General features: G+C 53.7%; 14 protein-coding genes and 3 tRNA genes (1 of these 17 cut by a window edge). 13 read left to right on the top strand and 4 right to left on the bottom strand.

What is annotated here, in order from left to right:
• The 3 genes from H5U36_01840 to H5U36_01850 all read left to right on the top strand — a co-directional run.
• Positions 1 to 581 carry the 3' portion of an O-antigen ligase family protein gene (locus tag H5U36_01840; protein MBC7216922.1) on the top strand. 1,516 nt of this gene lie to the left of the window's left edge, so only the last 581 of its 2,097 coding nucleotides appear in the window; the start codon falls outside the window, past its left edge; the stop codon is at positions 579 to 581.
• Between the two features lie 64 nt (positions 582 to 645).
• Positions 646 to 1,188 carry a YigZ family protein gene (locus tag H5U36_01845; protein MBC7216923.1) on the top strand — a complete coding sequence of 181 codons (543 nt, stop codon included), beginning with the start codon at positions 646 to 648 and terminating at the stop codon, positions 1,186 to 1,188.
• Positions 1,189 to 1,190: 2 nt separating this feature from the next.
• Positions 1,191 to 2,213, top strand: coding sequence for an aldo/keto reductase (locus H5U36_01850; GenBank protein MBC7216924.1), 1,023 nt, complete (start codon positions 1,191 to 1,193; stop codon positions 2,211 to 2,213).
• On the opposite strand, the gene pyk is transcribed toward H5U36_01850, so the two are convergent.
• Entirely contained in the window at positions 2,199 to 3,614 is a 1,416-nt protein-coding gene (pyk, locus tag H5U36_01855; protein MBC7216925.1) for a pyruvate kinase, read from the bottom strand. The genes H5U36_01850 and pyk overlap by 15 nt on opposite strands.
• Here pyk and H5U36_01860 point away from each other — a divergent pair.
• The 5 genes from H5U36_01860 (at position 3,613) to H5U36_01880 (ending at position 9,897) form a co-directional block, all read left to right on the top strand.
• A complete protein-coding gene (locus H5U36_01860) occupies positions 3,613 to 4,404 on the top strand; it encodes a DUF1624 domain-containing protein (GenBank protein ID MBC7216926.1) in 792 nt (263 codons plus the stop codon). The two genes, pyk and H5U36_01860, sit on opposite strands and share 2 nt — an antisense overlap.
• A 56-nt stretch (positions 4,405 to 4,460) precedes the next feature.
• Positions 4,461 to 5,861 (top strand): NADP-dependent phosphogluconate dehydrogenase, encoded by a 1,401-nt coding sequence (gene gndA / locus H5U36_01865; protein ID MBC7216927.1) that lies wholly within the window; start codon positions 4,461 to 4,463, stop codon positions 5,859 to 5,861.
• Entirely contained in the window at positions 5,858 to 7,150 is a 1,293-nt protein-coding gene (locus H5U36_01870; protein MBC7216928.1) for a DUF2088 domain-containing protein, read from the top strand. The genes gndA and H5U36_01870 overlap by 4 nt, the downstream gene beginning before the upstream one ends.
• A 120-nt stretch (positions 7,151 to 7,270) precedes the next feature.
• Positions 7,271 to 8,902: a thioredoxin domain-containing protein gene (locus tag H5U36_01875; protein ID MBC7216929.1), complete on the top strand. Its 1,632-nt coding sequence runs from the start codon at positions 7,271 to 7,273 to the stop codon at positions 8,900 to 8,902.
• 29 nt (positions 8,903 to 8,931) lie between these two features.
• The gene (locus H5U36_01880) at positions 8,932 to 9,897 is read left to right on the top strand and encodes a glycosidase (protein MBC7216930.1); all 966 of its coding nucleotides are present in this window, start codon (positions 8,932 to 8,934) and stop codon (positions 9,895 to 9,897) included.
• A 25-nt stretch (positions 9,898 to 9,922) separates the two neighbouring features.
• Here the strand turns inward: H5U36_01880 and H5U36_01885 are convergent, their stop codons facing one another.
• Positions 9,923 to 10,903 (bottom strand): aldo/keto reductase, encoded by a 981-nt coding sequence (locus H5U36_01885; protein ID MBC7216931.1) that lies wholly within the window; start codon positions 10,901 to 10,903, stop codon positions 9,923 to 9,925.
• Between the two features lie 50 nt (positions 10,904 to 10,953).
• Between H5U36_01885 and H5U36_01890 the strand changes: the two genes are divergently transcribed.
• The 5 genes from H5U36_01890 (at position 10,954) to H5U36_01910 (ending at position 13,326) form a co-directional block, all read left to right on the top strand.
• Positions 10,954 to 11,637 carry a class I SAM-dependent methyltransferase gene (locus tag H5U36_01890; protein ID MBC7216932.1) on the top strand — a complete coding sequence of 228 codons (684 nt, stop codon included), beginning with the start codon at positions 10,954 to 10,956 and terminating at the stop codon, positions 11,635 to 11,637.
• 35 nt (positions 11,638 to 11,672) lie between these two features.
• Positions 11,673 to 11,750 (top strand) — tRNA-Pro (locus tag H5U36_01895).
• A 115-nt stretch (positions 11,751 to 11,865) separates the two neighbouring features.
• Positions 11,866 to 12,540, top strand: coding sequence for a thermonuclease family protein (locus tag H5U36_01900; protein MBC7216933.1), 675 nt, complete (start codon positions 11,866 to 11,868; stop codon positions 12,538 to 12,540).
• Positions 12,541 to 12,581: 41 nt separating this feature from the next.
• A complete protein-coding gene (locus tag H5U36_01905; GenBank protein ID MBC7216934.1) occupies positions 12,582 to 12,932 on the top strand; it encodes a nucleotidyltransferase domain-containing protein in 351 nt (116 codons plus the stop codon).
• Positions 12,913 to 13,326 carry a HEPN domain-containing protein gene (locus H5U36_01910; GenBank protein MBC7216935.1) on the top strand — a complete coding sequence of 138 codons (414 nt, stop codon included), beginning with the start codon at positions 12,913 to 12,915 and terminating at the stop codon, positions 13,324 to 13,326. Before H5U36_01905 ends, H5U36_01910 begins: the two co-directional genes overlap by 20 nt.
• Before the next feature lie 111 nt (positions 13,327 to 13,437).
• On the opposite strand, the gene H5U36_01915 is transcribed toward H5U36_01910, so the two are convergent.
• Both H5U36_01915 and H5U36_01920 read right to left on the bottom strand, forming a co-directional pair.
• Positions 13,438 to 13,513: transfer RNA gene (locus tag H5U36_01915), tRNA-Ala, on the bottom strand.
• Between the two features lie 15 nt (positions 13,514 to 13,528).
• Positions 13,529 to 13,605: transfer RNA gene (locus H5U36_01920), tRNA-Ile, on the bottom strand.
• Positions 13,606 to 13,659: the final 54 nt, after the last annotated feature.

Genomic DNA, 13,659 nt, shown 5'->3' on the forward strand with positions numbered 1-13,659 from the left:
TTGGAGACTACGCTGCACAGCAGGGAGACTGGACAACTGCAACCGCTTTTTACGAAAAAGCCCTGCGCTTTGAACCATGGGACCCGGATCTCCGCAGAGCCCTGAGCGCAGCCCTGCGGGAAAGGTTCCTCAGAGAGCGTGACCCAGTCCTCAGGAAGTGGAGTATTGAGGAAGGAGAAAAAGCCCTGCGCCTTGCACCCCAAAGTGCAGCCACCTTGGAACACCTCGGAGTGCTCTACGCCGAGCGAGGGAGTTTTGAGGAAGCTTTTAGCCTTTTAAGACATGCCATAGAGCAAAACCCCTTCGATGCCCAACCGTACCTGACCTTTGCAAGGGTTTCGAAAGCGGTTGGAGAGTTCCTCCTTGCAAGGGGAGAAAGGGTTTCGAAAGCGGTTGGAGAGTTCCTCCTTGCAAGGGGAGAAAAGGGAAAAGCCGCAGAGTACCTCAAGCGGGGGCTTGAGGTTGAAAGTCTTCTTGAGCGTGCCGCCTCCTCTTCCCTTGAGCCCATGAGGGGGGACCCAAAAGAGGTTCTTGAAGTCCTCTCGGAAATCCGAGAAATCCTGAACCGTGTCGGAGAGTAAAGCGTACACCATTCAGAACGAAAAGGTCTTCGAACTCGTACGGGAACGTTCTCGTTTTGTGGCCATGAGTTTTCGCCTGAGCTCTTTTGAAGAGACCAGAGAAAAGCTCAAAGAGGCCGTTAAGCTCTTCCCTCAGGCCACCCACTATGTCTACGCTTTCCGCCTTGGCCCAGAGGGAAAGGAGGAGTTCGCCTCAGACGGTGGGGAACCAAGGGGAAGCGCCGGCCGGCCGGTTCTTGGAGCCCTTCGGCGTTTTGCGGTTACCAACACCCTGGTGGTCGTTGCCCGGTACTTTGGGGGGAAGAAGCTGGGCATTCGAGGACTCATTGAGGCGTACGGAGAAGTAGCCGAAAAAGTCCTCGAAATCTCAGGGCGTACCCCGTACATCCCGGAGGTACGATTCATGGTGGTACCTGCGATGGATTCTTTCGATCTTTTCGTGTACCGTCTCTTTGGCCTTTTGAGGAGTAAAGAAAAGGCAATTCTTGACCGCGAAAAAGGAGTGGTCGCCTTCTCAATTCCGAAAGACGAGGAGGAGAAAGCACAGATGTTCCTTGAGGCGGAACTTGCGCGCGGGACAATCAGGGAATTCAAGAAGGAGGGATAAGGATGCGGTATGTGGTTCTTGGAAAAAGCGGCCTTCTCGTGTCGGAGGTTTCCCTCGGTACGATGACCTTCGGTCGGGAAACCCCCGAGGATGAATCGGTGCGTATTCTCGAGCGGTACCTTGAAGCAGGAGGGAATTTCATCGATACCGCCAACGTGTACAGCCAGGGCATTTCCGAGAGCATCCTCGGGCGCGCCCTCAAGGGGAAAAGGGAGAATGTTGTTCTGGCCACCAAGGTCTTTTTCCGGATGGGTGACGGCATCTACGATTGCGGAGCAAGCCGAAAGCACATCATGAGGGCCGTGGAAGAGAGCCTGAAGCGCTTGCAAACCGACTACATCGACCTCTACCAAATCCACTGCTTTGACAGCATCACACCCCTCGAGGAGACCTTCGCCACCCTTGCGCATCTTGTTGAGAAAGGGTACGTCCGATACGTGGGAGTTTCAAACTACACCGGCTGGCAAATCACCAAAACCGTTGCCCTGTGTGAGAAGTGGGGATACCCACGCCCAGTCTCAGCCCAGATGCAGTACAGCCTTGTCGAGCGAAACATAGAAATGGAGGTCATACCTGCCTGCTATGACGCGGGATTGAGCATCATGGCCTGGGGACCTCTTGGTGGGGGGTTCCTCACGGGAAAGTACAAACCTGGGAGTCTCCCTCAGGAAGGACGCATTGCCCGTGCTGAAAAGGACTGGGAAGAAGCCTGGGATAGAAGGGCAACGGAAAAGAACTTCCGAATCCTTGAAACCCTTGGAAACCTTGCCCAAAAATATGGGAAAACGGTATCCCAGATTGCCCTCAATTGGCTCCTCACCAAAAAGGACGTCATTCCCATACTGGGAGCTCGAACACTTGGGCAACTTGAGGATAACCTCGGATGCATCGGGTGGAGGCTCGAAGAGGAAGACGTCCGGCTCCTTGATGAGGTGAGCGCTCCGCCGGAAATCTACCCGTACCGTTTCATTCGATGGGCCAACGGACGCGTGTACCGGAAGGAGTACGGATTACGACTCCCCTAAGCGGTAGAGCCTTATGAGGTTCCGGTAGCCCAAAAAGGGTGAGCTGGCAACGAAGACCACAGGGTCAGAGGGCGAGGCCATTCCCCAGGAGAGGAGGAGTTCCTCGGCCCTCTTGAGGAGGGTAACGCTTTCTACCTCGTGAGGCGCTTCAAGGAGTGCCGGCCGTACACCCCAGACAATGGAGAGTCTCCGGTATGTGGCTTCATCCGGAGTCAGGGCAAGAACGGGCATCCCGGGACGAAAAGAAGAAAGGATGCGGGCGGTGAACCCGGACTGGGTGAAAACGACAAGGGCTCGAGCGTTAACGCTGCAGGCAGTCTGCAGGGCACCGGAGACAATGGCCTCGGGGAGAATCCCCTGGGGCCTGTAGAAGGAGGGAATGCGTGAGGCAAGGTGGTTCTCGGTTGCGGAAGCGACAGCGTGCACGACCTGGGTAGCAAGCACCGGGTACTTTCCGATGGCAGTTTCTGCTGAGAGCATGAGGGCATCGGCCCCATCAAGAATCGCATTGGCGATATCGGTAACCTCCGCCCTTGTGGGATGAGGGACCTCCCGCATGGACTCAAGCATCTGTGTTGCGATAATGGCAATTTTTCCTCTCTCTTTTGCAAGCCGGACGAGCATTTTCTGGTACACGGGAATCATCTCCACCGGGACCTCAACCCCAAGATCCCCCCGGGCGACCATGAGCCCATCGGAGGCCTCAATGATTTCTGCTGCATGCTGGAGGGCCTCTTTTCGCTCCACCTTGGCAATGAGGGGAGGAAGGAGAAGGCCTTTGGCTTTTGCCCACTCCCGAACCCGCTCTATGTCCTCGGCATCCCGAACAAAGGACACCGCTACGTAGTCGACCCCAAGCTGTAGTGCCACCTCAAGGTCGGCTCTGTCCTTCTCGGTGAAGGTCCGGGCAGTGGTTTCGGTCCTGGGGAAATGGACCCCTTTCCGAGACCGAAGTACTCCTCCCTCAAGAACTTGCGCCCTGAGGTGGTCCGGGAATTTCTCCACAACCTGCAATCTCAAAAGACCATCGTCAAGGAGAATCTCGTCCCCCACCCTGAGGTCCGTAAGGAGGGCATCGTAGCGAACGTAAAGGCAGGTTGAGGTCGTGAGGCCCTCCCCAGGCGCTACGGTGACGAATGACCCGGGGGCAAGTTCCGTCGCGCCTCCTTCCACTTCCCCGATACGGATTTTGACACCCTGAAGGTCGGCAAGGATGGCCACGGGTTTTTGGAGTTCCTTAGAGACCTCCCACACTAAGCGGACCATCTCTCGATGGAAGGCATGATCACCATGGGAGAAGTTGAGGCGCGCCACATCCATTCCTGCAGCAATCATCTCTCGCAGGGTTTCGCGATTTTGTGAGGCCGGTCCGAGGGTGCAGATGATTTTCGTCCGCCGCATGTCCTCATTATACCACTCTGGTAGAATACAGAAGGTGACGGCGGTGCGTAAAAAAAGAGAAAGGTTCCCCGAAATTGATGCCCTCCGAGGCTGTGCCATCGTTATGATGCTCATCTACCATACGCTCTTTGACCTTGTGCTTTTTGGAAACCTCAAGATGGACCTTCTTTCCCCTTTCTGGCGAGGATATGTGATTGTTGGAGCTTCGATTTTCATTGGCCTTGCAGGACTCTCCCTTACCTTGAGTTCTGCGCGAGAAAAGAGCGTCCACGGCAGAGTACCCTTCCTGAAGTACCTGAAGAGAGGAGCGCTCCTTTTCACCTACGGCATGGCCATCACTCTCGTTACATACCTTGCGCTTCCTGAGGCTTATGTGCGCTTTGGTGTTCTCCACTGCATTGGGACATCGACCGTTCTCGCCTACCCTCTGGTTTTTCGACCGAGTCTGAGCCTTCCTTTGGGTCTTGCCTGTATCCTTCTGGGAAGCGCCCTATCCGGACGGTCCTTTCCCTTTTCTTTCCTTCTCTGGCTCGGTTTCAAGCCCCCGCGTTTCTACACCCTTGACTACTTCCCCCTCCTTCCCTGGTTTGGGGTTGTGCTCCTTGGAATCTTTGCGGGGAATCTCCTCTATCCCTCCGGGAGGAGACTCTTCTTTTTCCCTGCGGACCCCAATCCCATTGTACGAGGCCTTGCTTTTCTTGGACGGCACTCCCTTGTCATCTACCTCTTTCACCAGCCGGTGATTCTTGCCATTCTTTTTGACCTCGGGCTCATCCGTTTCCCTCTGTGAACTGCGGTATAATACGGGAAAGCAAAGGAGGTGCAAAAGTGACCGGTTCTTGCGCCATGGGTATCATTGGTCTTGCCGTAATGGGACAGAACCTTGCCCTCAACATCGCCCGCAAGGGGTTCAAGGTTGCCGTATTCAACCGAACCGCAGCAAGAACTAGAGAGTTCTACGAAACCAAGGTAAAGAACGAACCGATACTTCCAACCTACGATCTCTCTGAGTTTGTTGCTGCCCTCAGCCGACCCCGTAAAATCATTCTCATGGTGAAAGCCGGCGAAGCAGTGGATGAGTTCCTGAAATCCCTTTTCCCTCTCCTTGAAGAAGGAGACCTCGTCATCGATGGAGGAAATTCCTTTTTCAGGGATACGGACAGAAGGCTCAAAGAGGCCGAGTCCCGGGGACTTCTTTTCCTTGGCATGGGCATAAGCGGTGGCGAGTACGGAGCGCTCCACGGGCCCTCGCTCATGCCGGGAGGGCACAAAAAGGGGTACGAGCTTGTCCGGGATATCCTCGAGCGGGCAGCAGCCCAGGTCGCCGATGGACCCTGCTGCACGTACCTCGGTCCCGGATCGTGTGGGCATTTCGTCAAAATGGTGCACAACGGCATCGAGTACGCCTTCATGGGTGCCATTGCTGAAGTCTACGATATTCTGCGAAAGGTCTTCGGGCTTTCAGCCGAAGAAGCCGCCGAGGTATTTCAGAAATTCAACCGCCTGAGCTTCCTGAACTCGTACCTTGTGGAAATCACCGAGAAAGTCCTCCGCTACAGGGACCCGGAAACCGGAAGGCCTCTCGTCGACTGCATCCTCGATGCCGCCGAGCAGAAGGGAACGGGGAAGTGGACCGCCCAGGTAGCTCTGGATTTCGGCATTCCTACCCCGACCATTGCCCAATCGGTCATGGCGCGAAGCCTCTCCTCTTTCAAAAACGAACGCGTGCAAATCGCTTCCCTTCTTCCTTCCCCTCAAGCGAAACTTTCCTGGTCCTCGGAGTCTTTCAATTCCTTAGCCAATGCCCTTTACCTTGCGGAACTTGCCGCTTTCTCTGAGGGCTTCCATCTCCTTAGGGAGGCAAGTCAAACCCTCGGGTACAACCTGAACCTTCCCGAAATTGCCCGCATATGGAAAGGTGGGTGCATCCTCAGGGCACTCCTTCTTGAGAGAATTCAGAAAGCCCTCTCCACCCCCGATGCGCCTTTACTCTTTGCCACAGAAGAGTTCCGAAGTGACGTTGCAGAGAAACTCCCTGATCTTCGGAAAGTCTGTACGCTTGGAGTAGAATACGGCGTTCCTCTTTCTGTGCTCTCTTCAGCCCTTGCGTACTTTGATTCCTGGCGCTCTGCCCTCCTTCCGGCTAACCTCATCCAGGCTCAGCGCGACTACTTCGGAGCCCACACGTTCCGGCGGGTTGATAGGGAAGGAGTGTTCCACATCGAGTGGGAGGCGGATACCCCATGATGCTCTTTTCCCAGGGGAGTTCGGAGCGGACATTTTCTCAAGAGGAGATGAAAGCCTACTTTCACGAAGCCCTCACAAGGCACGAGTGGAAGAACAAAAGAATTCTTGGCATCATCCCGGACAACACCCGTACGGCTCCGGTGCGTCTTTTCTTTGAGGTTGCCCTTGAAGAAATCAAACCAAAGGCAGCGCGCCTTGACTTCCTCATCGCCCTGGGCACGCATCCCCCCATGAGCGACGAGGAACTCAAGCGCCACCTCGGGGTAACCTTTCAGGAGGCCCAGGAGCGGGGCGTTACGGTGTACAACCATCTCTTCCAGGATCTTCAGGAGCTCATCCACGTGGGCACCATATCGAAAGAAGAGATGCAAACCATCTCCCGAGGACTCGTTGCCGAAGACGTTCCGGTTACCGTGAACCGACGCATCCTCGAGTACGACGAGCTCCTCATCATGGGTCCCGTGTTTCCTCATGAGGTTGTGGGCTTCTCAGGAGGGTACAAGTACTTCTTCCCGGGGATTTCTGGTCCTGAGCTCACGGACAAGTTTCACTGGCTTGCTGCGCTCATCACAAACCCCAAAATCATCGGCACCAAGGATACCCCCGTGCGGGAAGTTCTCAACAGGGCGGCGGAATTCATCCCTAAGCCAACCCTTGCTTTGTGCTTGGTCATGAAGGAAAAGGACCCCTGTGGGATATTTTTCGGGGACCCGAAGGAAGCCTGGTCGCAAGCTGCCGACCTCTCGGCAGTTGTCAACATCGTTTACGTCGATCGGCCCTTCCACACCGTGCTTTCCGTAGCTCCCGAAATGTACAACGAGCTCTGGGTCGGTGGAAAGTGCATGTACAAGCTCGAGCCGGTTGTCGCCGACGGGGGAAAAATCATTATCTACGCTCCTCACATTCGGGAAATTTCAAAAACCCACGGAAAGTACCTTCTTGAGATTGGCTACCACACGAGGGACTTTTTCCTTGCCCACTGGGAGGAGTACAAACACTATCCCTGGGGTGTGCTCGCCCACTCCACCCACGTGAAAGGCATAGGGAAATACGTAAACGGCAGAGAGTACCCCCGAATAGAGGTCATCCTCGCCACGGGAATCCCTGAAGAAATCTGCAGGAAAATTAACCTCGGATACCTTGACTTTCGCACCATTAACCTCGAGGAATACGCAGGCAGAGAAAACGAGGGGGTTCTTCTTGTTCCTCGAGCCGGGGAGATGCTCTACCGCCTTAAGGACGGCACGGTACCGGACATCGACAAGCTCCCCCTCCCCGAAGGAGCGTAACTTTTCAGCCTGAGCGCCGAATTCCGTTCTCTGGGAAACAAGGGGGAATCTCCTCTCGTAGTAGAAAAAGGGGTGGGTGTACTGCCCCTGGAGAAAGAAACTGCGGAAGGAGGCAGAGATTTGAAAAAGACTGCCCTTTTAGTGCTCCTTGTGGTTCTTCTCCCCTCTTTTGCCCTTGCGTATGACGTGCTCCTTCTTGGAAAAGGGAAAGAAGTACCCTCCGTGGGGGAAGGAGTGGCACTCGTTGCAGACTTAGGAGAACATGGAATTCCCTTTGCAACCTGGGCTCAGGTTCTCCCTACTCCCGAAAAGACCGTTCTCCTTCCCTCTTCAGAGGACCTTGCAGAACACAGGGAAACCCTGGAAAGCCTTGCCGAGAAGGGTTACCCCATCGTTGCTTCTGATGTCTCCGGTGATTTCCTGCCTCTTTTCTCCTTCACCGAGAACTACCACACCGTTACGTTCCTCAACTTCGTCACCGACTCCCCTTCTTTCTCGCTCGAGCGCTACTTAGAAGAACTCAAAGAGGAGAATCCTGACCTCATCATCATTGTGGGTACCGAGAAAAACCGCGCTTTCCTTGAAGAGCAGTTCAGCCCCTTTGCAAACCGGATACGTTTCGTAGAAAGAGAAAAAATTCCCGAAAACTTCAAAGAAGCGGTAACCGTTGAAGAGAGGCCAGTCTTTCTCTTCTTCTACTCCTCTCGCTGTCCGGTATGTCGGGAACTCAAGGAGAAGGTTACCCCTCCCGTTTTTGAGAAGTACGCGGATAAAATCAAGGTGGTGTACCTCGACTACACCTTCTCGAAGAACTATGAGAAACTCGTTCTCCTTGAAGAGTACTGGAAGGTGGAGGAGAAAACCTCGGTGGAGATATTCTCCAATGCCGGGTACGTGGCCACCGAAGACCCCGAAAGAATCAACGCCCTCCTTGAGCAACTCATCGAAGAGACCCTGAAGAAACCACAGGCCACCCCTCTCCCCGAGCTCTCAGAAAAACCCAAAGAAGTCGTGTTCTCCCGCTTCCGGGGATTCACACCCTGGGTTGTCGCCGGTGCGGGATTCCTCGACGGCCTGAACCCCTGTGCCTTTGCAACAATCGTTTTCATGGTGAACCTTCTCTTTGTCCTGGGACACTCCCGCCAGAGAATAGTGGAAATCGGTGTTACCTATACTGCTGCCGTGTTCGTGACCTACCTTCTTCTGGGGCTTGGGCTCTTCCAGATCTGGCAAACTCTTGAGGCGTACCGAATCATCTCCCGAATTGTGTACGCCGCAATGGCAGGGTTGCTCCTTGTCTTTGCCTTTTTCAGTATTCGGGATGTCATCACCTACCGGAGGGAGCGGAAGGAAACGGGAATGACCCTTGGCCTTCCCAAAAGCCTTCGGGTCAAAATTAACCAGTACCTCAAGGAGAGCTTCTCAAAACGGAAACTCTTTGCCGCCGCCATTGCCAGTGGCTTTGCAGTATCTATTCTTGAAGCCGGCTGTACCGGACAGGTGTACCTTCCCACCATCATGTACATTGCCAAAGAAGTTTCTGAGTACCGGCTCAAAGCCCTTGGATACCTCCTCTTCTACAACGCCTTTTTCATCATTCCCCTTGTCGCCGTCTTCCTGAGCGTCTTTTTCGGGAGCCAGTCGAAAGCCCTGGTGGAGTTTGGGCGAAAGAACATCCTCATTTCAAAGATTGCCCTATCATGCCTTTTCGTTATCCTAAGCATTCTCCTCCTTGAGAGCGCCTTGGTGTGAGAAGAAATTCCTGAGCGGGAGGTGAGAAGATGGAGCGCGTCTTCTGCGGGCGAACTCAGCTCCTCAGGCGGTACGAGAAAAACCCTATCCTTACTCCCGAGGAGTGGCCATATCCGGTGAATGCCGTTTTTAACCCTGGTGCGGTAGAATTCGAAGGAAAGACCCTGCTCCTTGTACGCGTGGAGGACTGCCGGGGGTTCTCGCACCTTACCGTAGCCACAAGTCCCAACGGGAAAGACGAATGGGAAATTGCTCCCTCCCCTTCTCTCCTTCCTGAGGAGCAATTTACTGAAGAACAATGGGGACTCGAGGATCCACGCATCGTCTGGCTCGAAGAGGACAAATGCTACGCCATCACCTATGTTGCCTTCAGCAAGGGTGGACCGCTTATTTCTCTTGCTCTTACGGAAAACTTTAAGGAATTCGTAAAATACGGCCCTCTTCTTCCCCCAGAGGATAAGGATGCAGCCCTCTTCCCTCGCCTTTTCAAAGTCGGTAGAGGAAAGCGGTATGCTCTCATCCATCGCCCCATCATCCGAGGCGAGGCACATATTTGGATTTCCTTTTCACCCGACCTTCGACACTGGGGAGACCACCAGATTCTCATTCCTGTCCGCCCTGGCTGGTGGGATCAGCACCGAGTAGGCCTCGGAACCCCGCCCCTTGAAACCCCCTATGGTTGGCTCATCTTCTACCATGGGGTACGCCACACAGCCTCAGGAAGCCTTTACAGGATTGGAGCCGCTCTCCTTGACCTTGAAAATCCGACAAGGGTTCTCCATCGAACCGAAGAATGGATCATGAGCCCGCAGGAACCCTATGAACTCCTTGGAGATGTACCAGGAGTTGTCTTCCCCACCGGAGCAATCATCGACAAAGAAACAAACGAAATCCGCCTGTACTACGGAGCAGCAGACCACTGCGTTGCCCTGGCTCTCCTTCCCTATTGGGATTTCCTGGAGTACCTTAGGAGCAAGAAGGGAAACGATTCCTGAGCGGGTGGAACCCTCCACCCGCCTTTCATCCTGAAATAGCCTTGAGCTTCTCTTCCCTTTCGGCGAGGAACCGTTCAACCGCCTGGATGTCCTCTTCGGGAAGGTCCCAGTCTCCCGCAGGAACGATTTCCTCAATCTGCGAAGGCCGGCGAATGCCGACAATGGCCGAGGTAACCTCTTTTCGGCGGAGAACCCAGGCAACTGCAACCTGAGCAGGAGTTTTTCCGTGCTTTTTCCCCATCTCCCGCAGCTTCTCGGCAAGCTCTACATTGAGACTGAGTTGAGGCTCCTGGAACATAGGGTCGTTCCGGCGGTGGTCATCAGGGGGAAGACTTGCAACCCAGTCTTTCGTAACCTTCCCGGTAAGGAGGCCTTTCTGCATGGGGCTGTACACAATAACCCCGATATTCTTCTCACCACAGTACGGGAGAATCTCTTTTTCGATGTCCCGTCGGAGCATGCTGTAGGGGGGTTGCAGCGAGGCAATAGGATGAATAGAGGCAATCCGTTCCATCTGAGGTACGCTGAAGTTCGATACACCTATGTAGCGGACTTTTCCTTCCTCAACGAGGCGACTCATCTCCTCCCAGGCCTCTTCAATATCCTCGTCGGGAATGGGCCAGTGAATCTGGTAAAGGTCGATGACGTCCACCTTCAGGCGGCGGAGACTTGCCTCAACCTCTCTCCGAATGCTCTCCCGCTTGAGGCAATTCGTAATGTTCCCTTTCTCGTCCCATACAAGTCCGCATTTCGTGGCGATAATAGGTCGCCTTGAAAGCCCCCGGATAGCCTGCCCGACCACTTCCTCGGAATGCCCAAGGCCGTACACTGCCGCGGTGTCAATCCAGTTCACCCCAAGGTCTACTGCCCTGTGTATAGCTTCAATGGATTCCCGGTCATCCTGAGGACCCCAGCTGTACCGCCAGCCACCACCCCCAAGGGCCCAGGACCCAAACCCAATGACTGAAAGCTCAAGGTCCGTCCATCCGAGTTTCCGGTAGCGCATGTCCCCACCCCCTTGAAGGGAAGTTGGAAATATTATACCCTACCCTTGCAATGAGAAGTGGTACAAGAGATAAGAGACTTTCAGTTTCCTGGAAACGGCGTTTGGTCTCCTACCTTGCCAATCTCCTCTGGCGGATTTCTCTTCCCTTCCTTCCCTGGTTCTTCAGCGAAGCCCATTTTGAAGGACTGTACCGCAAAAGAGAAGACCCCTGGAACTATACCCAGAGCCCGTACGAGAAAGAGAAGTATCAAAAGACCCTTGAGGCTGTCCCGGAAGATACTCATTTTATCCTCGAAGTGGGAACAAGTGAGGGAGTCTTCACGGAACTCCTCCTCCAGAGAGGGAAACACGTCACAGGTATCGACATATCGCAAACGGCTCTTGAACGCGCCTGGAAACGGCTCAAAAAGTACGGTAACCGGGTTACCCTCAGGAAACTGGACATCGTCAGGGACGAGCCTGAAGGGGTCTTTGACCTCATCCTTGCCTCTGAAGTCCTCTACTACCTCGGTGGTAGGGGCATTCTCCTTTCCCTTGAGGAAAAGTTCTTCCGGCACCTTCGTCCAGAGGGATATCTCCTTCTTGTCCACTTCTATCCCTCGGGAAAAATCATCCACGACCTTTTCCTCGAGCGGGGAAGATTCGTCCGAGTTCTTGAGGAGATTGTCTACCATCCCGAGCGAGATTACATCATCACCCTCCTTCAGAAGATAGAAGTCCCCACAAGTCCTTGAAAAAGAAAGGAAAGCTCTGTTATAATCGTCCCTGTCGGGGCGTGGCGCAGCCTGGCAAGCGCACCTGCCTTGGGAGCAGGGGGTCGGCCGTTCAAGTCGGCTCGCCCCGACCAGATTTTTCAGGGCTTCCAGCGATTGACCCTCCTTGAGACCTACTCCTTCGACAGAACTTCTGATAGCAACAGACCACCAAAGCCCTTCAAAAGAAAAAGAAGGAGGGGATTAGGAGTGAGATTTCTGCTGGTCCTTCTTATTCTGCTGGCACTCCTCTTGTTCTGCAACGGAGCTTTTCCTTCACCCGATGTGGAACCCTCCAAAGAGATGAACCTCATAAAAGCCAGAGCCATCGAGGTCATCAATGGTGATGCGATCCATGTGGAGTTAGAAGACGGCAGACAGGAAAGACTCTGGCTCATCGGCGTAGACATACCCAAAGACACGGCAAAGACAAAGCAGTACGAGAAAGAGGCCATAACTTACATAGAGTCGAAACTCCTTGAGAGGGATGTATGGTTGGAGCTCGATGTGCAGAAACGGGACAGGGATGGAAGATTACTGGCGTATGTTTGGCTGACACCACCGACCGAAGTAAGTGACAAAGAAGTAAGGGCAAAAATGCTCAACGCTATACCCCTTCTTGAAGGCTATGCCCAACTTGCGATAGTACCGCCGAATGTAAAGTACGAGGAATATTTCAGGAAATACCAACAGGAAGTGGAGGAAAGGAATTCTGCATCTCTTCAAAAATCAATTGCGTACATTGGCAACAGGAATACCAAGAAATTCCACCGATTGAATTGCCGATGGGTTGAAAAGATAGCACCAGGAAACAAAGTGCCCTTTAGTTCACGCGAAGAGGCAGTACAAGCAGGTTATGAACCCTGCAAGGTATGCAATCCGTAGCCGCAAAGCAAATCCAGGCTATGCTACAATAGCAAAAGGGCATGGGCTACCGAATGCTGAACCGGGAAAAGCGAAGAGAACTCCTTGAGGCAGAACTCAAGAGGGCGGTTGACGTCCTCAAGAAGAGGGGAGTGGAGAAAATCATCCTCTTTGGTTCCTTTGGGAGAGGAGAGATAGGCGCAAGGAGTGACATAGACCTTATCGTAGTGGAGAAAACCGAAAAACCCTTTTTAGAACGGCTTGATGAATTGTACCGCGTCATTGTTCCCAGGGTTAGTATGGATATTCTCGTCTATACGCCTGAAGAACTGGAGGAACTCGAGAAAAGAAGCAGCTTTGTTCGTCAAGCCCTCAGAGAAGGGAGAATCCTCTATGCAAAGGAATCCTGCTGAAGAGGGAAGAAGGTGGTTCCTTCAGGCAGAGCATGACCTTGACGATGCACGATACCTCTTCGAAGGGAGACGTTTCCATCTTGCCTGTTTTCTGGCCCAGCAGGCCGCAGAGAAAGCACTCAAAGCTTTTCTGTACTCCCTGGGTGCCGACTTCGTCTGGGGGCACTCCTTAGCAGAGCTTTCAAAGGATGCTCAGGAAATTGATCCTGATTTTGCCAGCATTGCCCAAGACGCTTCCTCTCTTGACAAGTACTACATTCCTACCCGCTACCCCAATGGCCTTCCCGGAGGCATACCCGCCCAAGCTTACACCGAAGCTGATGCCCACCTTGCCCTTTCCACTGCCCAGAAGGTCATCGACTTTGTGCGGGAAAGACTCAAACTGCGTGAGTGAAAAATCATCCCGGGGTAAGAGAGGAGTCCCCAGAACCTTTAGACATTGCGCGCTTCCAAACGACCGAAGGCAAGGGGAAGCTTTCAGACTGAAAGGACCAGGGAAAGACGCTGGTGGAGATGACGGGACTTGAACCCGTGACCTCCTCGTTGCGAACGAGGCGCTCTCCCAGCTGAGCTACATCCCCATAGAAGAACAAATATGGTGGGCCTATCTGGATTTGAACCAGAGACCTCACGCTTATCAGGCGTGCGCTCTCACCAACTGAGCTATAGGCCCACATTCTGCACCCTGGAAAGAAAATATTCCGCCTACTTCCCTTTGAACTCCTTA

The sequence above is a fragment of the Candidatus Caldatribacterium sp. genome (genome assembly GCA_014359405.1).
GTDB lineage: Bacteria > Atribacterota > Atribacteria > Atribacterales > Caldatribacteriaceae > Caldatribacterium > Caldatribacterium oleiphilum.

Coding starts and splice junctions, on each gene's coding strand:
- H5U36_01910 (MBC7216935.1), top strand. CDS start 12,913: ATGCAAAGGAATCCTGCTGAAGAGGGAAGAAGGTGGTTCCTTCAGGCA.
- H5U36_01885 (MBC7216931.1), bottom strand. CDS start 10,903: ATGCGCTACCGGAAACTCGGATGGACGGACCTTGAGCTTTCAGTCATT.
- H5U36_01880 (MBC7216930.1), top strand. CDS start 8,932: ATGGAGCGCGTCTTCTGCGGGCGAACTCAGCTCCTCAGGCGGTACGAG.
- H5U36_01845 (MBC7216923.1), top strand. CDS start 646: ATGAGTTTTCGCCTGAGCTCTTTTGAAGAGACCAGAGAAAAGCTCAAA.
- H5U36_01870 (MBC7216928.1), top strand. CDS start 5,858: ATGATGCTCTTTTCCCAGGGGAGTTCGGAGCGGACATTTTCTCAAGAG.
- H5U36_01860 (MBC7216926.1), top strand. CDS start 3,613: ATGTCCTCATTATACCACTCTGGTAGAATACAGAAGGTGACGGCGGTG.
- H5U36_01890 (MBC7216932.1), top strand. CDS start 10,954: ATGAGAAGTGGTACAAGAGATAAGAGACTTTCAGTTTCCTGGAAACGG.
- gndA (MBC7216927.1), top strand. CDS start 4,461: ATGGGTATCATTGGTCTTGCCGTAATGGGACAGAACCTTGCCCTCAAC.
- pyk (MBC7216925.1), bottom strand. CDS start 3,614: ATGCGGCGGACGAAAATCATCTGCACCCTCGGACCGGCCTCACAAAAT.
- H5U36_01905 (MBC7216934.1), top strand. CDS start 12,582: ATGGGCTACCGAATGCTGAACCGGGAAAAGCGAAGAGAACTCCTTGAG.
- H5U36_01850 (MBC7216924.1), top strand. CDS start 1,191: ATGCGGTATGTGGTTCTTGGAAAAAGCGGCCTTCTCGTGTCGGAGGTT.